This window comes from Mesorhizobium sp. P3_A9, assembly GCF_056402975.1.
This window is the reverse complement of sequence record NZ_JBFUGJ010000086.1, coordinates 1-19692: the sequence shown is the minus strand read 5'-3', so window position 1 is coordinate 19692 and position 19692 is coordinate 1. Positions and strand designations below refer to the sequence as shown.

The 19692-nt window shown below is 63.0% G+C and carries 22 protein-coding genes; 8 read left to right on the top strand and 14 right to left on the bottom strand.

The genetic code is table 11. The features are described 5' to 3' along the window. Positions 1–252, top strand: a 252-nt coding sequence (locus AC1DX0_RS14570; protein WP_477355804.1) for an antibiotic biosynthesis monooxygenase, incomplete at its 5' end; no start/stop codon positions are given. Between the two features lie 115 nt (positions 253–367). On the opposite strand, the gene AC1DX0_RS14565 is transcribed toward AC1DX0_RS14570, so the two are convergent. Continuing rightward, the gene (locus AC1DX0_RS14565) at positions 368–1099 is read right to left on the bottom strand and encodes a lysozyme inhibitor LprI family protein (RefSeq protein WP_477355801.1); all 732 of its coding nucleotides are present in this window, start codon (positions 1097–1099) and stop codon (positions 368–370) included. Between AC1DX0_RS14565 and AC1DX0_RS14560 the strand changes: the two genes are divergently transcribed. Next, positions 1000–2001, top strand: coding sequence for a phosphatidylserine decarboxylase (locus AC1DX0_RS14560; RefSeq protein ID WP_477355798.1), 1002 nt, complete (start codon positions 1000–1002; stop codon positions 1999–2001). The two genes, AC1DX0_RS14565 and AC1DX0_RS14560, sit on opposite strands and share 100 nt — an antisense overlap. A gap of 3 nt (positions 2002–2004) precedes the next feature. Then, the gene (locus AC1DX0_RS14555; RefSeq protein WP_172230557.1) at positions 2005–2823 is read left to right on the top strand and encodes a CDP-alcohol phosphatidyltransferase family protein; all 819 of its coding nucleotides are present in this window, start codon (positions 2005–2007) and stop codon (positions 2821–2823) included. A gap of 90 nt (positions 2824–2913) precedes the next feature. Here AC1DX0_RS14555 and AC1DX0_RS14550 read toward each other — a convergent pair whose 3' ends face one another. Further along, on the bottom strand, positions 2914–5136 hold the full coding sequence (locus AC1DX0_RS14550) for an AMP-binding protein (RefSeq protein WP_477355795.1): 2223 nt from the start codon (positions 5134–5136) through the stop codon (positions 2914–2916). A 211-nt stretch (positions 5137–5347) separates the two neighbouring features. Between AC1DX0_RS14550 and parS the strand changes: the two genes are divergently transcribed. Both parS and AC1DX0_RS14540 read left to right on the top strand, forming a co-directional pair. Next, entirely contained in the window at positions 5348–5836 is a 489-nt protein-coding gene (parS, locus tag AC1DX0_RS14545) for a type II RES/Xre toxin-antitoxin system antitoxin (protein ID WP_051643591.1), read from the top strand. Further along, a complete protein-coding gene (locus AC1DX0_RS14540) occupies positions 5833–6339 on the top strand; it encodes an RES family NAD+ phosphorylase (protein WP_477219401.1) in 507 nt (168 codons plus the stop codon). Before parS ends, AC1DX0_RS14540 begins: the two co-directional genes overlap by 4 nt. Positions 6340–6365: 26 nt before the next feature. Here AC1DX0_RS14540 and AC1DX0_RS14535 read toward each other — a convergent pair whose 3' ends face one another. Then, positions 6366–6773, bottom strand: coding sequence for a tautomerase family protein (locus AC1DX0_RS14535; protein WP_477355792.1), 408 nt, complete (start codon positions 6771–6773; stop codon positions 6366–6368). 114 nt (positions 6774–6887) lie between these two features. On the opposite strand from AC1DX0_RS14535, the gene AC1DX0_RS14530 reads away from it, so the two are divergent. Continuing rightward, positions 6888–7751 carry a LysR substrate-binding domain-containing protein gene (locus AC1DX0_RS14530; protein WP_477219399.1) on the top strand — a complete coding sequence of 288 codons (864 nt, stop codon included), beginning with the start codon at positions 6888–6890 and terminating at the stop codon, positions 7749–7751. Positions 7752–7917: 166 nt separating this feature from the next. Here the strand turns inward: AC1DX0_RS14530 and AC1DX0_RS14525 are convergent, their stop codons facing one another. Together AC1DX0_RS14525 and AC1DX0_RS14520 are read right to left on the bottom strand one after the other, a co-directional pair. Further along, positions 7918–8826 (bottom strand): DMT family transporter, encoded by a 909-nt coding sequence (locus AC1DX0_RS14525; RefSeq protein WP_477219398.1) that lies wholly within the window; start codon positions 8824–8826, stop codon positions 7918–7920. Positions 8827–8880: 54 nt separating this feature from the next. Then, positions 8881–9768 carry a DMT family transporter gene (locus AC1DX0_RS14520; RefSeq protein ID WP_477219397.1) on the bottom strand — a complete coding sequence of 296 codons (888 nt, stop codon included), beginning with the start codon at positions 9766–9768 and terminating at the stop codon, positions 8881–8883. 285 nt (positions 9769–10053) lie between these two features. Between AC1DX0_RS14520 and AC1DX0_RS14515 the strand changes: the two genes are divergently transcribed. Then, a complete protein-coding gene (locus tag AC1DX0_RS14515; protein ID WP_477219396.1) occupies positions 10054–10761 on the top strand; it encodes a helix-turn-helix transcriptional regulator in 708 nt (235 codons plus the stop codon). A gap of 16 nt (positions 10762–10777) precedes the next feature. Here AC1DX0_RS14515 and AC1DX0_RS14510 read toward each other — a convergent pair whose 3' ends face one another. Both AC1DX0_RS14510 and aguA read right to left on the bottom strand, forming a co-directional pair. Further along, the gene (locus AC1DX0_RS14510) at positions 10778–11881 is read right to left on the bottom strand and encodes a polyamine ABC transporter substrate-binding protein (RefSeq protein ID WP_477355789.1); all 1104 of its coding nucleotides are present in this window, start codon (positions 11879–11881) and stop codon (positions 10778–10780) included. A gap of 36 nt (positions 11882–11917) precedes the next feature. Beyond that, positions 11918–13024 carry an agmatine deiminase gene (gene aguA, locus AC1DX0_RS14505; RefSeq protein WP_477219394.1) on the bottom strand — a complete coding sequence of 369 codons (1107 nt, stop codon included), beginning with the start codon at positions 13022–13024 and terminating at the stop codon, positions 11918–11920. Between the two features lie 211 nt (positions 13025–13235). On the opposite strand from aguA, the gene AC1DX0_RS14500 reads away from it, so the two are divergent. Next, complete coding sequence (locus AC1DX0_RS14500) at positions 13236–13742, top strand: OsmC family protein (protein ID WP_477219393.1); 507 nt, start codon at positions 13236–13238, stop codon at positions 13740–13742. Between the two features lie 49 nt (positions 13743–13791). Here the strand turns inward: AC1DX0_RS14500 and AC1DX0_RS14495 are convergent, their stop codons facing one another. From AC1DX0_RS14495 to AC1DX0_RS14465, 7 genes are all read right to left on the bottom strand, one after another. Beyond that, positions 13792–14010, bottom strand: a complete 219-nt coding sequence (locus tag AC1DX0_RS14495; protein ID WP_027045347.1) for a hypothetical protein — start codon at positions 14008–14010, stop codon at positions 13792–13794. 172 nt (positions 14011–14182) lie between these two features. Further along, entirely contained in the window at positions 14183–14821 is a 639-nt protein-coding gene (locus AC1DX0_RS14490; RefSeq protein WP_477219392.1) for a hypothetical protein, read from the bottom strand. Positions 14822–14946: 125 nt separating this feature from the next. Continuing rightward, positions 14947–15687, bottom strand: a complete 741-nt coding sequence (locus AC1DX0_RS14485) for an SDR family NAD(P)-dependent oxidoreductase (protein WP_010915156.1) — start codon at positions 15685–15687, stop codon at positions 14947–14949. A gap of 90 nt (positions 15688–15777) precedes the next feature. After that, positions 15778–17247, bottom strand: coding sequence for an amidophosphoribosyltransferase (gene purF / locus AC1DX0_RS14480; RefSeq protein WP_027034473.1), 1470 nt, complete (start codon positions 17245–17247; stop codon positions 15778–15780). A 93-nt stretch (positions 17248–17340) separates the two neighbouring features. Beyond that, complete coding sequence (locus AC1DX0_RS14475) at positions 17341–18003, bottom strand: CvpA family protein (protein WP_013896312.1); 663 nt, start codon at positions 18001–18003, stop codon at positions 17341–17343. 47 nt (positions 18004–18050) lie between these two features. Next, entirely contained in the window at positions 18051–19454 is a 1404-nt protein-coding gene (gene radA, locus AC1DX0_RS14470; protein ID WP_477355786.1) for a DNA repair protein RadA, read from the bottom strand. Next, a partial coding sequence (locus tag AC1DX0_RS14465) for a hypothetical protein (protein ID WP_477355783.1) occupies positions 19454–19692 on the bottom strand: 239 nt, incomplete at its 5' end. The genes AC1DX0_RS14465 and radA, both read right to left, overlap by 1 nt.

Genomic DNA, 19692 nt, shown 5'->3' with positions numbered 1-19692 from the left:
GTCAGGACGACGCACGAATTGCTGCGCCAACAGCAGGGTTTCGTGCAGGATTTCCTGCTCGAGCAATTTTCGGGGCCGGGCGAATTCAACCTGGTGACGATCGTTGAATGGGAAAGCCAGGCGGCCGTCGACAAGGTCGTGCCGATCGTCAAGGCGGCGCAGGAGCGCGTTGCCTTCAACCCGCAGGAAACGCTCGCCCGACTTGGTGTCCGCGCCGACATCGCCAACTATCAGCGGGTTCCCGGGCTCTAATGCATGTCGCCCAAAATTGTGTAGCGGTTTTGGGACGACGACATGCATAAACAATGGAGGCTAAAGCGCGTCGATGCGACGAGCTTTAGCCCGACCAGCTGACGCCAGGTGCCGGCTAGTTTTTCTGTTCTTCGCTCAGGAAGAACGTCCCGTCGACATGGCCATTGTAACCGCACGATGGCGGCTCCGAAGTGCCGTCCTTGCCGGTGCCGCTCTGTTCGACGACGAGCGCGTCGCCATTGCGGCGGAAGGCGAAGACAAAGCCAGTCGGCTTGTCGTTGTCATCGGTGTCGACCAGCCGCAAACTCTTGCCGGCCTTGACCGCGCCACCGATGTCGCACGCACCACTTCCTGAGACAGGGTTGGCGACCACATCTTCCGAAATCTCGAGTTTGCCCGCGCCCGCCGCCTTGATTTCGACCCCGCCGCGGACGCTGCTCCATGTGCCGATGAAACCGGCGTCAGCCGGCTTGTGGATGCCGGCGAGGAAGGTCGCGCGGTCGCGCAGGAATTCGCCGAGATCGAAAGTCTGCTKATYCTTGGGCGTGTTCTCGTTGAASSCGGCGATMTSGTCKCGATATGCGATGAAATCGCKCTGGTCATCACGCAAGGCCTTGCCGGCTCGGGCGTCGAGCGTCTTCAGCAATGCCGCGTAGTTCTTCGCCACGTCGGCGTCGGCTTGCGCCAGGGCAGGATCGGCGCAAATGGCCTTTTCCGCCACGCTGGCCGCCTTGGCGCAGTCGAAGGATGGCTTGCTCTGCGCCAAAGCATAGCCGGACAGTGCCGGTACCATGGCCAACACAAGCGCCGGATAGAGAACGCGGCCCGCGGATTTCCGGCTTTTCATCAGGTCTGTTTCCCGCCCAGGCCGGAATTCTGACGGCAATGGCATGGGCACGCAAGCCGGTCGCGACTTCAGGAAAGGCGGAGCGTCCTTCTATCCGGACACGGCCGACCCTTGCCGGTTCGCCCGCGCGCCGATTGTTGCGTTGCGGCGAAGGGGGCTTTCGGCTATTGAGGCCCCACCTGAAACGGAGCCGCCTCAGCCCGATGAGCCTTGTCGATACGGTCAAGAACGCGTTCGTACCGATCCATCGCGAAGGCTACCCCTTCATTGCGGCCTTTGGCGCGGCAACGCTTTTCCTCGGCTATTTCTCCTCGATCCTGTTCTGGATCGGCCTGATCTTGACCGCCTGGTGCGTCTATTTCTTCCGCGATCCCGAGCGCGTCACGCCAGTCGACGACAGCCTGGTGGTGAGCCCCGCCGATGGCATCATCTCGGCGGTCGGTCCGGCCGTGCCGCCGCGCGAGCTTGGCCTCGGCAATGTCGAGATGACCCGCATCTCGGTGTTCATGAATGTCTTTTCCTGCCATGTGAACCGCGCCCCGGTGCGCGGCCGTATCKCCMAGATCGAACATCGGCCGGGAAAATTCCTCAATGCCGAACTCGACAAGGCCAGCACCGAGAACGAGCGCAATGGCCTGGTCATCGAGAGCCCCAACGGCACGGTCGCCGCCGTCCAGATCGCCGGCCTGGTGGCGCGCCGCATCGTCTGCTGGGCCGAAGCCGGCGCTTCGATCGGCACCGGCGAGCGTTTCGGCCTGATCCGTTTCGGCTCGCGCGTCGACGTCTTCCTGCCTTTGACCGCCACGCCGCGTGTCGCCGTTGGCCAGACAGCGGTCGGCGGTGAAACCGTGCTGGCCGAATTCGGCGGCGTCGCCGGCACCCCCCTCGTACGGATTTCCTGAGCGGTGGGCACGCAATACAAAAAGTTCGAGGCCCATGCCAGCGGCGGTCCGCGCATCCGCGAGATCCCGATGCGCATGGTGCTGCCCAATCTGGTCACCGTGCTTGCCATCTGCGCCGGCCTGTCCGGCATCCGTTTCGGCTTCGAAGGTCGGTTCGAGCCGGCGGTGGTTATGGTGCTGCTGGCGGCCTTCCTCGACGGCATTGACGGCCGCCTGGCGCGGATGCTGAAGGCGACCTCCAAGTTCGGCGCCCAGATGGATTCGCTCGCCGACATCGTCAATTTCGGCGTCGCCCCGGCTTTGGTGCTTTATGCCTTCCTGCTCGATCGCGCCGGCTCGCCGGGCTGGATCGCGGCCCTCCTGTTCGCCATCGCCTGCGGGCTGAGGCTTGCCCGCTTCAACGTGCTCGACGACGAGAAGGCCGAACGCCCGCTGTGGCAGTCCGAATATTTCGTCGGTGTGCCGGCGCCGGCGGGCGCGGTGCTGGTGATGCTGCCGCTCTATCTCTATTTCCTGCGTCTTGGGGTGGAGCCCAGCCGCCCGGCCGCCTTTGTTGCCACCGGCTTCACCATCCTGGTCGCCTTCCTTCTGGTCAGCCGGCTGCCGGTCTATTCCGGCAAGAGCATCAAGATCCCGGGCGACAGAGTGCTGCCGGTCATCCTGGCCGTCGTGCTCTACGTTCTCTTGCTGATGACCTATCCATGGTACACGCTGACGGCCTCGGTCGCGGGCTATCTGATCTTCCTGCCGTTCTCGGTGCGCGCCTACTCCAAACGCGCCAAACTCGAGGGCGAGAAGGTGCCGCCTTCGGATATAGGTTAAATGCATGCCGCCCAAAAGTGACCTCGGTTTTGGGAAGACGACATGCATAAAGACAAAGGCAAGGAAGTCCGCCGAAGTCCTTGATCCGACTCAGGCCGCGACACCCAGCCCCAGCCTGTCGATCGCCAGCTTCCTGGTCGAGACATAGTCGGTCTTGCCGGAACCCAGCACCGGGATTTCCTCTACCTTCACGATGTCGTTGGGCACCATCAGTTCGGCGGCTCCGGCCTTCTTGCCGAACTGACGCAGCTCTTCGGGATTGGCATCGTCGGCGGTGGTGACCAGAACGATGCGCTCGCCGCGCCTTTTGTCCGGCACCGCCACCGCCGCATGGCGTTCTTCCGGCCACAGCGACTGCACCAGCATCTCGACCGMACCCAGCGACACCATCTCGCCGGCGATCTTGGCAAAGCGCTTGGCGCGGCCGCGAATGCTGATGAAGCCTTCGCGGTCGACGGCGACGATGTCGCCGGTGTCGTGCCAGCCGGTCAGCGGCTGCAGCTCACCGGGGCGGTCCGCGGTCATGTAGCCCATCATCAAATTCGGTCCGTCGAGCCACAATTGGCCGGCGTCCGAGATGCCCTCGACCGGTTCCAGCTTCATGCGCATCGCCGGCAACAGTCGCCCGACCGTGCCATCGCGCCCATGGATGGCGGTGTTGACGGCAACCACGGGTGCGGCCTCGGTCAGCCCAAAACCCTCGACGATCTCGGCCTGGAAGCGCTCGCGATAGGTGCGCCGCGTTTCAGGCTTCACCGCCTCAGCGCCGGCAACGACGAAGCGCAGGCTGGAGAAATCGCCGTCCTTGGCGGTGCGCGCATAGTTGGCGAGGAAGGTGTCGGTGCCGAACATGATSGTCGGCTTCACCTTGCGSGCGATCTCGGGGATGATCTTGTAGTGSAGCGGCGAGGGGTAGAGGAACAGTTTTACCCCRGTSACCAGCGGCAGGATGGTGCCGCCTGTGAGGCCGAAGGAGTGGAACACCGGCAGCACGTTGAKCAGGATATCGGCCGGCGAGATGGTGACGCGCGCCTCGGCCTGCATGGCATTGGCGAGCAGGTTCTTTTGCGACAGGACAACCGCTTTCGGCGTGCCTTCCGAACCCGAGGTGAACAGGATCACACCAGGCTTGGCCGCATCCTGCCGCTGCAGCGGCCAGCGCCACAGCAAGGCGGCGGCAAGCTTGTCCAGGGTGGTGACGCCGGTGCGAATATCTTCCAGCCACAGCAGCCTGGCGCCACCCTTTTCGACCGCCGCGACGATATCAGCGAGATCGGCCTTCTCGACGAAGGCGCGTGACGAGATGACGGTGCGGATGACGGCGGTGCGCACGGCGGCCGTAACGCTCGCCGGACCGGCGGTGTAGTTGATCATCGCTGCCACCCGGCCTGCCGACAGAAGACCAACCAACGACAGCACGACGCCATTGGCGTTGGGCAGCATTATCCCGACCGCTTCGCCCGGCGCGGTCACCGCCTCGAAACGCTTGCCCAGCACGCGGGCGCCGATGAACATCTTGCGGTAGCTCAGCGCGCCTGAAATGACATCCTCGATGATCGGATGCGAGGCGCCGACCCTGGCTGCCGCATCGCGCATGGCCAGGAACAGGCCGCGGTCAAGGTTGGTGCCGAAAAGCCGCGCTTCGGCGACGCGGTCGAACAGCGCATTGGTGTTCGACGCCTGGTCCGGGTTGCGCGCCACCAGTTCGGCGATGGTCATCGGCTCCAGCACGCTGATCGACAGCTGCGGAAACCAGTGCCGTGGCGCCTTGTCCGCCGGCGTCAGCGACACAGGCAGGCTGCGCGCGCCGGCGACGAAGATCGGCACGATGCGGGCGTCGGCCTGCATGGCGATGCGGGTGACGGCGCGAAACAGCCGGAACGTCTTGATGTCGGGCTCGACAGCATCCGGCAGGTAGACGGCGAGCCGCCCCTTGCCCTTCAGCACGCGCACCAGCCGGCGGCTGACGAAAAGATGTTCGGCATTGAAGGCAATGCTGCGGCCAAGCTCGCGCCAGGGTTCGAGCCAGGGCGAGCGCGCCGAGACCTCGTCGAGGATGTGAAGCGTGTCGTCGGGCAGCAGCGACAGCATCAGCGCCGGTTCGAAGCGCGATTGGTGCGAGATCACGTAGATGACCGGGGCTTGGGTCTTGCGGGCGATGCCGATGCGATTGTCGCTGATCCGGTAGGCGAGCTTGAACGGCACGTAGAGCAGCGCCTGCGTGAAACGCAGGCCGAGGCGGAATTTCTCCACCACGCCGATCAGCAGCCAGGCCACAACAAGACCCGCAAGCAGCGCCAGTGTCAGGATCATGCCGCGTCTCTCCCAACGTTTTTGTCATTGCGGCTCTGCGACCGCTTCGGAGGCAGAGGGTAGCGGAAGTCGGAGGAAGGTCAATGTGGGGGTGACCGATGCGGAGCTTCGATTTTACGCTGGGACATGATGGGCCAAGAGATCGCGCATCATCACTTGAAAGGTGGCGACACATGTCGTAAATAAAGTGACACGTGACGGAGAGACGAGCATGGCTAATTTCCCAATGGCGTTTGCCGAGGCACCACGCATGGAGCCGGAATTCGAACGACTGGTCGACCTATTTGGCGGGCCGAAAGTTCTTGGATTTTCCGTATCCAGTCCGCTCGAGGCACATGAAATGATCCTGCACGGAATTCCAAGCCAAGCCTTGGAAAGCCTTGTGGGACACCTGACCGTCATTGATCTTGCCGATGCTTTCGAGACGGCATTTGGCATGAGCGAGCGGACATTTCAGCGGCATAAGTCGGATCACTCCAGGACCCTTAGTCGGGAGCAAGGCTCTAGAACCTGGAATTTCGCCAGGGTTCTCACGAAGGCCACGTCCGTTCTTGGAAACCAGGAAGAGGCTGAGAAATGGATGATCCAGCCCGCGATGGGGTTGGACAACCGGCGACCAATCGATCTGCTGGCCACAGCGGCGGGTACTATACTTGTACAGGAATTTCTTGAGCGGCTCGACTACGGTGTCTATGCATGACACCCCTGCCAGGTTCCCTGGGAACAGGAGATGTCCTCGGCTGGAGACTTGACCACAAACGCTTCAAGGCAACTTGGGACAGCGGTGAGGGAGCCTTCAAACTCGGTGGAAGATGGAACAGCAAAGGTGTCAGGGCTGTGTATGCGTCCATCGACCCTTCGACCGCCATCCTTGAGGTGGCTGTCCACAAGGGGTTTCGCACGCTGGATACTGTTCCTCATGTGCTGACGGCATTTGCCATCACCGATCCGTCGAAGATTCATGTGGTGGAAATTGACGATATTCCAAACGCAAACTGGCTGCGCCCCGGCATTCCCAGCGCAGGGCAGCAGCAATTTGGTGACAGTCTGCTGGCAAAGCATCCCTTGTTCCTAATTCCCAGCACGGTATCCCAGCACAGCTGGAACCTGGTGTTCGACCCTAGCCAGGCGGCCGGCCTTTACAGCCTACACCTCCAGGAGGATTTCGCGCTTGATACAAGGCTTCACCCTCCTGCCAGGTAGCCGTTCGGTCGGAGTGGGCGTAGCCCTCATGCTGCCTTCAGCCGCCCGCTGATGAAACGAAACTCCTGCGTCTTGCCGCCATAGCCATAGGCGGCCGCCRGCACCTCATGCACGAAGGCATAGCTTTCCTCGTGCACGCCGCCCAGAAGGCGACCAAAGGCATCGAAGAGAGCCTTTAGATAGGCCTCCAGCTCAAGCTTGGTGTTGGTGCCGTCGACCACCTTGATATCCAGCCAGAACGTGTTGGCGCCATGCTCGGCCAGCGACTTGCCGCCGGCGAACCAGTGCTGAGGATCGATATAGGTGACGGCAACGGCGGTGATCGTCGGATCCTTACGCAACTGCGTGGCGGTGATCTCAGTGATTTCCCTGGCGATCCTGGCGGACAAAGCGACGTCCGGCTTGCCGGTGACGCTGATGTTGATGATGGGCATTTTTCGTCTCCTTGGTTTCTAACGGCGTCTGATCGCCGTTGGAGAGACCATGTCACCATCCTTTAATCAAAAAAATCGAATTGTTTTAAACTGAAGATTCGATATTATCGAACTATGGAAACACTCGATCCGGATCTGCTCAAAACCTTCCTCGCTTTCGTCGACAGCGGTTCGCTGGCGCAGGCGGCTTCCAGCGTCGGCCGTTCGCCTTCGGCGGTGACCGCCCAGATGCAGCGGCTGGAGGAGATCGTCGGTGAGCCGCTGCTGGCGCCGCAGGGCAGGGGCCGTGGGCTGACGCCGGCCGGCGAGGACCTTGTCGGCCATGCCAGGCGTATTCTTGCCGTGCATCGCGAGGCATGGCTGGCGCTGAAGGGGGCGAGGGCTGCCGGGCGTGTCGCCATCGGCACGACACAGGATTTCGCCGACAGCGGCCTGCCGGACCTGCTGCGTGCCTTCGCCACCAGCCATCCGCGCGTCAGGATCGAATTGCGGGTCGGTCGCTCGGCCGAACTAGCGCAGGCGCTGCAGGCCGGCAGCCTCGACCTAGCGATCGTCATGCGCCAGACCGCGGCGCCGGACGAGGTCGGCGTGCTGCGCGAGCCGATGATATGGCTGTGTTCACACAAGGGACTGGCCTCGCGGCAGGAAGAGGTGCCGCTGGCGCTGCTCGATCCCTATTGCGGGTTCCGCGAGGCCGCACTCGCCGCGCTCGATGCCGCCGGCCGCCGCTACCGCATCGCCGCCGGCAGCGCCAGCCTGGCTGGCCTACGCACTGCTGTGAATGCCGGCGTTGCGCTGACCTTGCGAACCCCGCGCTTTGCCCATTCCGGCATTGTCGAGGCGCCGCGCGAGCTTGGCCTGCCACCGGTTCCCCCGGCTGAGTTCGCGATCCGGCTGCGCGCCGGTGCCGACGCTTCCGCGGGCGATCTGGCGGCGCTGCTCAGCGGTAACCTGGCTTCGTCTGGGCATTTGGGTTGAAGCCACGGGGCCTCGGTCTCCTCGCCCAGTTCAGAGCAAAGAAAAAGCCGACCTTGCGGTCGGCTTGGGAGTAGGACGGGCCGAGGGGTTTGGGGGGACTTGGGGGGTGGCCCGTCGCACCAATAATGCCTGACCCCGATGATGGTTCCGTGACTGTGTCACTTTTTTAAGAAATATTTGACGCCACCTGCTGCGAGCGGGCCACCAGCCAGTCGCGGCCGGCATGGGCGAACACCGCGCAGAGCACGATGGCGCCGCCGACGAGGCTTGCTTCTGGCGCGATCTCGCCCAGAAACAGGAAGGCAAACAGGATCGCGAACGGCACTTCGGCCGAGCCGAGTAGCCCGGATTCGGCGGCCGGTATGAGCCGTGCGCCTTCGGTCCACAGGATCGACGACAGCGCGAAGGACGCGCCAAAGGTGACGAGCAGAGCGGCATCCCTTGGCGAAACCGCCAGCGGATCGGTAACGAACCAGCCGAGCACGAACAACAGGAAGGCTGATACCGCGCCGGCCCAGACCACGGGTGTGTCGCGAAAGGCCCGCACCATGATCATGTAGAGAGCGCTGCCGATGGTCATCAGCAGCGCCAGTCCGTCGCCGAACAGATTGCCGCTGCCAAAGCTGGACCAGACCATGATCGCCACACCGCAGAGCGACACGGCTGCGGCGATCATCGTCTGCACACGGAAGGGTTCACGCGTCAGCATCCAGGCCAGCAGCGCGGTGAGGAATGGTGCGGTTGCATAGATGACGGTGACATTGGCAACGAAAGTGAATTTGAACGCCGAGATGAAGGCGATGCTGGCCAGCGCCCCTTCCACCGCCAGCAGCCAGCCGCGCCAGCCCAGTCGCAGGCTCCCGCGCCCGCCGGAGCCGCGTCGCCGCCACAACACGTAGAGGCTGATCAGGATCGAACCGACAAAACCGCGCCAGCAGATGATGGTCAGCGGATCGGCATGGATCGATTTTGTCAGCACACCGGTCAAGGCAAACACGGCCGCCGAGCATGACACGAGAATGATGCCCAGCGTGCGCTCGGCAACGGTGTCGGCGGTGGCTGTCACATCAGTCATGTTGCCAGCCTACGCCGCTCCCTCCTGACATCGTAGCGTCAGCAGTCATGCACATCACAGTCGCTTGCGGAAATGCTCGCCGCCGACGATCAGCAGGCCGGCGGCGATGATCAGGGCAGCACCGAGAAACACTTCGCGGCGCGGTACGTCGCCCCAGATCGCAAAGCCGAGCGCGAACGCCCACAACAGCGAGCTGTATTCGAGAGGGGCGAGGATCGATGCCGGCGTCCGCTTCATGCCTTCGAAGAGAAGATATTGCGCCAGACCGCCGAGCGCGCCGACGCTGGCAAGAAGCAGCAACTGGGTCAGATCGGGCGTGTGCCACCACAACAGCGCCGGCACCGCCGAAAACACCAGGAAATAGAAATTGTTGAGGAGAAGCTGGATGATCGAGCGCTCGGCAAGTGCTGTCTTGCGCAGGAGCACGATGGCGATGGCCCACAAAAGCGCGGCAGCCAGCACCAGCAGCACCGGAACGGAGAGGCCGAGATGGGTCGGATCACAGGCGACGAAGACGCCGACAAAGCCGATCAGCACCGCCAGCCAGCGCAGCATCGGCACCTTTTCGTCGAGCAGGAACACCGAAAGCACGGTGACGATGATCGGGGCCGCGTAATAGACGGTGGTCAGTTCGGCGAGCTGCAGGCTGCGGGCTGCGTTGTAATAGCAGAGCCAGGCGGCAAGCGTGAACGCGCTGCGCACCAGCATGGGCCGCACGATCGGCGAGCGCACCGTGTCGGCAAACAGTTTTCGCCCGCCGATCGCCGCGCAGGCGCTCAGAATGGTGATGCTGCGGAAGAACATGATCTGCCAGACCGTCATCCCGGTAACCAGCAGCTTGATCGAAGCGTCCTGCGTCGAAAACAGCAGATAGGCAGCACCGGTCAAAAGGATTCCAGCGAGAACCCTTTCGCGTGTTTCGTGAATGGCGATGTCGGCCATAAGGCGCGGACCAATGTTGCAGAAAGCGTCAGAGACGCTGTGACGCGGCGCAAGGGCTTGAAAGATCAGGCGCTTACCAAGCTAAGCTATACGGTCGAAAGTTGGTCCAGCGCTACGCCAGCCCTGAGCTTGCGTTGGGGCAGGGATGGTCACTCCCGGTTCAGGGCGCCTTTTGAGGCTGGCGGCGCGATTCCCGCCAGGTTGAACTTGCAACGGCTTGCGTTACTGTGGGCCGGAATGCAGTCGAATTTTTCCCTCGATCAGTTTGGACGCTGGAGCGGCGGCGTGGCCGCTGCGGCAATGGCGGCAACGCCCGAAGAACTGTCGGCGCGTTTCACGGCGGCGGCGCAGAGTCTGCTTGGCTCCGACCGTGTCTATGTCGGCTTCTACCGTCGCGACATCACTTCCCTGACCATTGACGATGCCGGCCCCGATCGCTGGAACCGCGACTATGATGCCCGCATCTACCGGCAGGATCCCTTCTTCCAGAGGTTCGCCAGCACCCGGCACGATTTCGTCTTGCCGCTATCGGCTCTGCGCGATGGTGATTTCCAGCTCACGCCCTACTATCGCGAATTCTACGGCCCCTCCGACAGTTTCGACGAGATAACAGGCGTCTTCAATTTCGACAGGCTGACCGCCGGCTATGTCACCTTTTTGCGGCGAAACGGGGCGCCAGCCTTTGGCGAGCAGGATCTGGCGATGGCTTGCGCGGCAAGCAGCGCGACAAGGTTCATTCTGCAAAGATTGCTTCATCTGTGCCGCTCCCGGGACAAGGGCATGGCAATTGGCGATGCGCGATCGCGGCTGAGCAGCCGTGAGAGTGAGATCGCGCGACACCTGATCGACGGCGGCAATGCCAAGACCATTTCGCGAAGCCTCGCCATTTCGCCCGGCACCGTCCGCAACCACATCAAGCAGATCTATCGCAAGCTCGGCGTGCACTCGCAGGTCGAACTACTGGCGGCGATCCGCGGGGTCGCACAGGGCTGACGTTTTCGTGCCTGCCCTATTGCCCCGTCACGATGCGCGTCCACATGCGATTTTGCGACCGCAGCAGCTTTGCGTCGTTGTTGTCCACCACGAACAGCTTGGCCTTCACGTCATCGGACGGATAGACGCCGGGATCGCTGGCTATTGCCTTGTCCATCAGCGGCAAGGAGTCCGGTATCGCATTGGCGTAGGAGACGTAGCTGGAGTTGGCGGCGGCGATRTCGGGGCGCAAGTTGAAGTTGATCCAGGCCTGTGCGTTTTCGGGATGTGGCGCGTCTTTCGGCACTGCCATCGTATCGAAGTTGATGAGTGTACCTTCCTTGGGAATGGAATAGGCGATTTCCAGCTTCTTGGTGGATTCGGCGGCGCGGGTCCTTGCCTGAAGTATGTCGCCTGACCAGCCCAGCACCACACAGATGTCGCCGTTTGCCAGGTCGTTGATGTATTTTGACGAGTGGAAATAGCGGATGTAAGGCCGCACCTTGCCCATCAGTTCCTCGACCTTCGCAAGGTCGTCGGGGTTGGTCGACCTCGGGTTGATGTGAAGGTAGTTCATCGCCATCGGGATGACCTCAGCGGGGGCATCGATCATGGCCACACCGCAATCGGAGAGCTTCTTGACCACGTCGACGTCGAAGACCATGGCGAAGGAATCCGTCGGCGCCTCCGGCAGGCGCTGCTTGACCGCGGCGACATTGTAGCCAATGCCGTCGGTGACGGCCATGTAGGGCACGGCGTGCAGGTTCTGCGGATCGGCGCCCGCGATCAGGGCGAGGGCTTGCGGATCGATTTTCGAGTGGTTTGCAAGCTTCGATTTGTCGAGTTCCAGGAAAGCCCCCGMCTTCACCTGGTTCTTCAGGAACGGGTAGGCAGAGGGATAGACCACGTCATATCCCGAACCGCCGGTGAGCAGCTTGGTTTCAAGAACCTCATTGCCGTCATAGACATCGTAGCGAACCTTGATGYCCGTCTCCTTCTCGAATTTTTCGACCGTATCCGGCGCGATGTAGTCGGACCAATTGTAGACATTGACGACTTTTTCCTCTTCCGCCAAAGCAGCGCTTGCGCAGATGCCGCAAGCGAGCCCGGCAAGCAGGGTTGAGAAGATGAGAGCGCGCATGAGTGTTCTCCGTTTTTCGTTTTGGCCGGCATGCCCTCAACGCCGTTGCGGGGCATAGACCGGCAAGGTGATGCAGGCGACATTGCCGCCGCCGAGCAGGATCTCGCGGGAGTTCTCGATGCCGACTATCCCGTGGTCGGGAAACAGCGCGGCCAGTTTTTGCTTGGCCTGCCCATCGAGATCAGAGCTGAACTCTGGCACGACCACGACGCTGTTGCCCGGATAGTAGTTGATGTAACTGGCCGCGATGCGGTTTCCGGCTGGCCGCGCCCAGGTCGAATCGAGCTGGTCGACGCTTTCGCTCTCTTCCGTCGATATCTCGATTGGCAAGGGGTGAGGCAGCCGATGGACCTCCAAGCTGCGGCCGCGCGCGTCACGCGCCGAACGCAACACCTCCTCGGCCTCCCGCACGATCTCATATTGCGGGTCGTCCCGATCATCGGTCCAGCTCAGCGCGACCACGCCGGGGCGCACGAAGCAGCAGATGTCGTCGACATGGCCGTCGGTCTCGTCAAAAGCAAAGCCGCGCGGCAGCCAGATGATGGTGTCGACACCGAGATAGTCGCCGAGCTGCCGTTCCACGTCGGCCTTGCCGAGATGGGCGTTGCGATTTCGATTGAGCAGGCATTGCGCCGTCGTGATCAGGGTACCCTGGCCGTCACACTGCAGCCCGCCACCCTCGGCGATCAGCGGTGCGCGATAGCGATCCATGTTCTCGATTTCAAGCACTTTTTGCGCCGCCAGGTCATCGAGGTCCCACGGCGAATAGAGGCCGCCATCGAAACCGCCATAGGCGTTGAAGATCCAATCGACACCGCGCACGTCGCCGTGATCATTGACGATGAAATTGGGGCCGCTGTCGCGCAGCCAGGAATCGTTGGTGGACATTTCCACCACGCGAACATGGGCGGGCAATCGCGCTCTGGCATTTCGCCACTGGCGGCTTGATGCGGCCACAGTCACCGGCTCGCTTTGCGCAATCGCCGTGGCGACATTGGCGAACAGCCTCTGCGCCGGTTTGGCGCCCAGGCGCCAGGTATCGGGCCGCTCGGGCCAGATCAGCCAACAGCCTGATTTCGGTTCGAATTCGCCAGGCGCGCGAAACCCGTCCTGTTTTGGCTTCGTCGAGAGGGTATGTGGCATTGCGGGATCACCGGAAATGGAATGACGACTTTCCGGGATCAGACGGTTTTGAGGTCTCTTCCGTCAATGTCCCATTTGGGACGTCGGCGCGTCGGTTGTGGCAGGCCTGCATTGCTGCAGGGGCGAACACCATTGCCTTCGCGAGATGATCGGAGCAAATCTCGGTCAGACGGCGTAGGCCAGCAGAACAACGGACGAAAAAGGACAGCGAATGGACGCCACCCAGTTGAAGGCCATGCAGTCACCGCTGAAGCAGGCTTACCGCGACGACGCTTCGCAGGCGCTGATCACGCTTCGCGCCAAAGGCTCGATCGACGATCAGTCGGTGGCCTGCAAGGTGGAGACGGGCAGGGCGATCGCCATCGCCGGCCTGCATCCGGCAACCGGCGGCTCAGGGCTCGAGCTCTGTTCCGGCGACATGCTGTTGGAGGCACTGGTGGCGTGCGCCGGGGTGACGCTGAAGGCGGTGGCGACGGCGCTCGAGTTCAAGCTGGGCGCTGCCACGGTGGAAGCCGTGGGCGATCTCGATTTTCGCGGCACGCTCGGTGTCGCCAAGGACGCGCCCGTCGGTTTTCGCGCCATCCGGCTCAATTTCGCTCTCGACACCGATGAACCGCAGGAGCGCATCGATTCGCTGCTGAAGCTGACCGAGCGCTATTGCGTGGTGTTCCAGACCATCAACCAGAAGCCGGAATTGACGGTGAGCGCCGAGCGTTGAAAATCACAAGGCCCGCAGCCGGCGGCTGCGGGCCTTGTGCAACCGATGCTTACTGCGCCGCCGGCTCTTCGGCATCGCCTTCGTCGGTGAACGGCGAGGCGCTCGGTACGCACTGCACCGACCAGCCGGTGGGTGTCGGCTGCTTCTGATATTCGGTGATGGCGGCGGTGCACTGTTCGCGCTTGTCGAAGGTGCTGGGCAGCACCACCATGCCGCCCTGCGGGCCGGCGATTACCAGATACCAGACCAACGCTGCAGTCGTAGCCATGGGGATGTCCTTGTTCTGCCCAGCTCGGGCGCTCGTTGTTGTGGGAGTCTATACGATCCTACCAACTCTATGGAAACGACGAAAGCATGACAGAAGCACAGCCTTTCCGCCTCTGATCACAGCCGCGTGATCGTCCGGTGGATTCTGATCCCGATGTTTGAGGCCCATCGCCTCAGTCGGTGGCAAAACAGTAGAACAGCCCGTCGCCACCGGTGCCCTTCAACGCCTCCTGGCCGCAGCCGCCACGCGAAGCATGCGAGGAATTCCACGACTTTGCCGCCGCCGAATCGTCGAGGCCTGTGCGGTCGTGATGCCCCATCATCGCTGCCCCTTCGGCGCCGCTCATCGTCCAGTCGCCGCAGGTCTGGTCGGCGATCCTGGTGCCGTCGGGTTTAGACCCGGTCAGCATGTCGTGCCGGTTCGGCTTGTCGCCGCGGCCGTTGATCACTTCGCCCTTTTCGCTCAGCGCCGTCTGCTTGCTGATGCCGTTGGCGTCGCTGTGCAGCGAGGCGACATCGTCGGCGATCTTCTCGCCCTTGGCGTTGAACCACGGACCCTTGCCGATGCGGTCGCGGGCATCCTCGGCACTGGTCGAGAGGTAAGCATGCCAGCTCTTGCCGGTGACGCCGGCGGCTTCAGCCAGCGAAGCGCAATGCGCGTCGGCGCCCTTCAGGCCGCCGAGATCGGCGCCCTTGCCGGAGCCGGCACTGGTGACGAAGAAACTCATCTTGGCATCTTGCGAGAGGGCGGTGCCGGCGGTGGCGGTTAGGGCGGCCGTGATGGCGGCGCCAACGAGAAGAAGTCTGCGCATATCGGTCCTCCGGTTTCGAATGTCCTACATTCGAAGAAACGTAACTGGAGGCCCTTTTAATCCCTGACATATGCCACCCAAATGCGGGCAATGGTTCCGGGAGCCGTCAAAACCGAGGTGTAAGCTTATTCAGGCTGCCTGTAGGCAACGAAGCGATTGTGCTTGGCCTGGAAGATCAGCCCGGTCTCTTTCAGCTCGGGGCTGGCCAGCGGCACGATGCGCTTGGCGATCTCCGAGGGGTGCGGCAGCGTCTCCGGATCCTCGCCGGGCACGGCCTGGGCTCGCATCGCGGTGCGGGTGGCGCCCGGGTCGGCGGCATTGACACGCAGCGGCAGGCTTTGGGTCTCATGCGCCCAGGAGCGCATCATGGTCTCGACCGCGGCCTTCGATGCCGCGTAAGGCGCCCAGAAGGCGCGCGCTGAGTGCGCTGCGTTGGACGACAGGATGATGGCCCGGCCGGCATCCGAGAGTCGCAGCAGCGGGTCGACCGAGCGGATCAGCCGCCAGGTCGAAGTGACGTTGATGGTCATCACCTTCTCGAACGTCTTGGCCTCGACATGGCCGATCGGCGAGATGACGCCGAGTACGCCGGCATTGGCGACGAGAATGTCGAGCTTGCCCCAGCGCTCATGGATGGCGCCGCCCAGCCGGTCGATGCCGGCCATGTCGGCGAGATCGAGCGGCACCAGCGTCGCCTGGCCGCCGGCTGCCTTGATCTGGTCGTCGAGTTCCTCCAGCCCACCAACGGTGCGCGCAACTGCGATGACATGCGCCCCGGCTGCGGCCAATTCCCTGGCGATGAAATAGCCGATGCCGCGCGAGGCGCCGGTGACGACCGCAACGCGGCCGGTAAGGTCGAGGGTCATGCGAGAATTTCCGTAAGGTGGTCTAGAGCAATTCCAGGAAAAGTGTGAAGCGGTTTTCCGTCCGGAATTGTGTCAAACAAAGAGTCTAGCTTACGCCCCGTTGTTCGCCAGCAGCGACAGCGTGCGCACATTGTCGTGGCCTTCGAAGTCGAGCAGGCGGGTCGGGTACTGGCCGGTGAAGCAGGCGTCGCAGAATTGCGGCTGGTCGTTGTCTCGGCCGGCCTCGCCGACGGCGCGGTAAAGCCCGTCGATCGAGAGGAAGCCGAGTGAATCGACACGGATGAACTCGGCCATCTCTTCCACCGACATGCGTGACGCCAGCAGCTTCGATTTCTCCGGCGTGTCGACACCGTAGAAACAGGAGGCGCTGGTCGGCGGCGATGCGATACGCATGTGCACTTCCTTGGCGCCGGCATCGCGCACCATCTGCACGATCTTCTGGCTGGTGGTGCCGCGCACGATCGAATCGTCGACCAGAACCACGCGCTTGCCCTCGATCATGCGGCGGTTGGCGTTGTGCTTCAGCTTGACGCCCATATGGCGGATCGAATCGCCGGGCTGGATGAAGGTACGGCCGACATAGTGGTTGCGAATGATGCCGAGCTCGAAGGGAATGCCTGCGGCTTGCGAAAAACCGATCGCCGCCGGCGTCCCCGAATCCGGCACCGGCACGACGATGTCGGCCTCGACCGGGTTTTCCTGCGCCAGTTCGGCGCCGATGCGCTTGCGAACTTCGTAGACGTTGCGGCCTTCGACCGAAGAATCTGGCCGGGCGAAATAGACATATTCGAAGATGCAGAAGCGGGTCTTCTGCGGCTCGAACGGGAACAGGCTTTCAATGCCCTTGGAGGTGACGACGACCATCTCGCCGGGTTTCAGGTCGCGCACGAAACGGGCGCCGATGATGTCGAGCGCGCAGGTCTCGGAGGCAAGGATCCAGGCGCCGTCGAGATCGCCCAGCACCAGCGGGCGGATGCCGAGTGGATCGCGGCAGCCGATCATCTTCTTGGCCGTCATCGCCACCAGCGAGAAGGCGCCCTCGACCTGCCGCACCGCGTCGATGAAGCGCGAGTTGAGGTCGCGCTCCTTGCTGGTCGCGACAAGGTGCAGGAGCGTCTCGGTGTCGGAGGTGGAGGAGAAGATCGCGCCTTGCTTCTGCAGCGCGCGCTGCACCGTCATAGCGTTGGTCAGATTGCCGTTGTGGGCGACGGCAAAGCCGCCATCGGCCAACTCGGCGAAAAAGGGCTGGATGTTGCGCATGCCGGCGCCGCCGGTCGTGGCGTAGCGTGTATGGCCGATGGCACGGTTGCCTTGCAGGCTGTCGATGACGCGCTGCTTGGTGAAGGTGTCGCCGATCAGGCCGACATGGCGTTCGACATGGAACTGGGTGCCGTCGTAGGAAACGATGCCGGCCGCTTCCTGGCCGCGATGCTGCAGGGCGTGCAGGCCAAGTGTGACGATGGCGGCTGCGTCCTGCCGGCCAAAAATGCCGAACACACCGCATTCGTCATGGAAATGGTCGTCGGCCTCGGCGGAAAGCACGTCGTCTGCGTCTGCCATCTTAAGCTCCGCTAAAATCGCCATATAAGGCGGTCATGCGCCGAAAGCAACGCACACCGTGCAATCGTTCACACCATCGTCAGGCTAGACGCGTCAGTTTGCAGGTGCTGCCGGCGCCGGCTTGGCCGTGTTGTCGGCAGGCGCGGCGTCATTGTCATCGGGCGCTGGCGCGTTGGCGTCGTCGCCGCCGGCAGGCGCATCCGCTGCCGGTGCGTCCGGCGCGGCTGGTGTCTCGGCGGCCGGTTGATTCGGATTGAGCTTCTTGAGGATGGCGTTTTCCGGATCCTCGGGCAGCAGGCTTTCGAGCTTGGCGCCGATCTGTTCCAGCAGCGGCCGCGACTTGGCCTCCGTCACCCAGGCGGGAGCCTTGGCGCCGGCCAGCCAGTTGAAGAACAGCAGGGCGACAGCGACAACCAGGATGCCGCGAGCGGCGCCGTAGAGGAAACCGAGCGTGCGGTCGAGCGCGCCGATCCGCGAATCGATGATCCAGTCGGCGAGCTTCATGGTGATGACCGAAACGACGATCAGCGCGATGACGAAGACGACGCCGGCGGAGGCCGCCATGGCGATCTTCTCATTGTCGATATAGGGCTTCAGGTAGGGCAGGACCGGCTTGTAGAAGAAGAAAGCCGCCGCCGCTGCCGCCGCCCACGAGACGACCGACAGGACCTCGCGCGAAAAGCCGCGAACCATGGCGAGCATCGCCGAGACCAGGGTGAAGCCGACCAGGATTCCGTCAAGCAGCGTAATCGGCATGTTTTTCGCCCCACTCCGATCTGTTTTTCACGGCTCGACGAGCCGCGTCACTCTTCATCGTCGGCGCGGCTGCGCCGTGAGCCGGCTATGCGCGCCACGAGGTCGGCAAGCTCGGTGGGCTGGAAAGCGCCGGCCCCGATCCCTCCGGCAAGTTCCTCGCTGCCCAAGGGCAGAACCGCGCTACCAAAACCCAGCTTTTCGGCTTCCTTAAGGCGCTGCTGCGCATGAGCAACTGGCCTCACCGCGCCCGAAAGGCTGATTTCGCCGAAATAGACGCAATCTGCGGGAAGGGCAAGACCAGTGAGTGAGGAAACCAATGCGGCGGCGACCGCGAGATCGGCCGCCGGCTCGCTGATACGGTAGCCGCCGGCGACGTTGAGATAGACGTCATGGCTGCCGAAGCGCACGCCGCAATGCGCTTCGAGAACCGCCAGGATCATCGACAGCCGGGCGCCGTCCCAGCCGACCACCGCCCGGCGCGGCGTGCCGAGCGAGGACGGCGCGACCAGCGCCTGGATCTCGACCAGAACCGGCCTCGTGCCTTCCATGCCGGCGAAAACCGCCGCACCTGGCGATTTCGCATGCCGCTCGCCCAGGAATAGCTCGGAGGGATTGGCGACCTCGCGCAAACCCTTGTCCGACATTTCGAACACGCCGATCTCGTCGGTCGGCCCAAAGCGGTTCTTCACTGTGCGCAGGATGCGATAGTGATGGCCGCCTTCGCCCTCGAAGTAGAGCACGGCATCGACCATGTGCTCGACCACGCGTGGACCGGCGATCTGGCCTTCCTTGGTGACATGGCCGACCAGCACGATCGCCGCACCCGTGGATTTCGCATAGCGGATCATCGCCTGGGCGGCGGCGCGCACCTGGGTAACGGTGCCCGGCGCCGAATCGGCGAGGTCGGTCCACAGGGTCTGGATGGAATCGAGAATGACTAGATCCGGCCGCTTGCCGTCGGCGATTGTGGCGAGGATGTCCTCGACATTGGTCTCGGCTGCCAGTTCCACCGGCGTGTCGGCGACGCCGAGCCGCTGCGCCCTCAGCCTGATCTGCGCGACGGCTTCTTCGCCCGAGACATAGACTATGCGGTGGCCTCGCGAGGCGAGAGCTGCTGCGGCCTGGGTSARMAGCGTCGAYTTGCCGATRCCGGGATCGCCGCCGACCAGMAGYGCSGAGCCGCGCACGAAGCCGCCGCCGGTGGCGCGGTCGAGTTCGCCGATGCCCGAGATGATGCGCGGCGCATCCTCGATGTCGCCCGACAATGTGGTCAGCACCACSGCGCGRCCCTTGCGRGCGTTGCGCGTGTTGGCYGGMCCYGARCCGATGCCGCCSGACGTGCCTTCCTCGACCAGCGTGTTCCACTCGCCRCAGGCATCGCATTTGCCGGCCCAGCGCTGATGCACCGATCCGCAATTCTGGCAGATGAACTGGACGCGCGACTTGGCCATTAGTTTATAGGTTCCAAAAGATACTTTTGGCGATCCCAGTAAACTGGCAATGCATCTTCGATAGTACTGAAGTGCGTAAGCTGTTGTCCGCGGCTTCGAGCCCATTTGTTGTGTGCACTCAGGCAGGCGCTGATGAATAACTCCATTGCAAAGTCGTTCTCGCGCACAACCTCTCCATGCAGGTTTTCTAACAATTGCCCAAGCGCCATCGAAAGGAGGCGATCATCCTGTATATGCA

What these genes read in the sequence shown, in the direction of transcription:
- AC1DX0_RS14495 (WP_027045347.1), bottom strand. Translation starts at nt 14,010, where the DNA reads ATGGCTACGACTGCAGCGTTGGTCTGGTATCTGGTAATCGCCGGCCCG.
- AC1DX0_RS14530 (WP_477219399.1), top strand. Translation starts at nt 6,888, where the DNA reads ATGGAAACACTCGATCCGGATCTGCTCAAAACCTTCCTCGCTTTCGTC.
- AC1DX0_RS14525 (WP_477219398.1), bottom strand. Translation starts at nt 8,826, where the DNA reads ATGACTGATGTGACAGCCACCGCCGACACCGTTGCCGAGCGCACGCTG.
- AC1DX0_RS14500 (WP_477219393.1), top strand. Translation starts at nt 13,236, where the DNA reads ATGGACGCCACCCAGTTGAAGGCCATGCAGTCACCGCTGAAGCAGGCT.
- AC1DX0_RS14485 (WP_010915156.1), bottom strand. Translation starts at nt 15,687, where the DNA reads ATGACCCTCGACCTTACCGGCCGCGTTGCGGTCGTCACCGGCGCCTCG.
- parS (WP_051643591.1), top strand. Translation starts at nt 5,348, where the DNA reads ATGGCTAATTTCCCAATGGCGTTTGCCGAGGCACCACGCATGGAGCCG.
- AC1DX0_RS14540 (WP_477219401.1), top strand. Translation starts at nt 5,833, where the DNA reads ATGACACCCCTGCCAGGTTCCCTGGGAACAGGAGATGTCCTCGGCTGG.
- AC1DX0_RS14475 (WP_013896312.1), bottom strand. Translation starts at nt 18,003, where the DNA reads ATGCCGATTACGCTGCTTGACGGAATCCTGGTCGGCTTCACCCTGGTC.
- aguA (WP_477219394.1), bottom strand. Translation starts at nt 13,024, where the DNA reads ATGCCACATACCCTCTCGACGAAGCCAAAACAGGACGGGTTTCGCGCG.
- AC1DX0_RS14520 (WP_477219397.1), bottom strand. Translation starts at nt 9,768, where the DNA reads ATGGCCGACATCGCCATTCACGAAACACGCGAAAGGGTTCTCGCTGGA.
- AC1DX0_RS14490 (WP_477219392.1), bottom strand. Translation starts at nt 14,821, where the DNA reads ATGCGCAGACTTCTTCTCGTTGGCGCCGCCATCACGGCCGCCCTAACC.
- purF (WP_027034473.1), bottom strand. Translation starts at nt 17,247, where the DNA reads ATGGCAGACGCAGACGACGTGCTTTCCGCCGAGGCCGACGACCATTTC.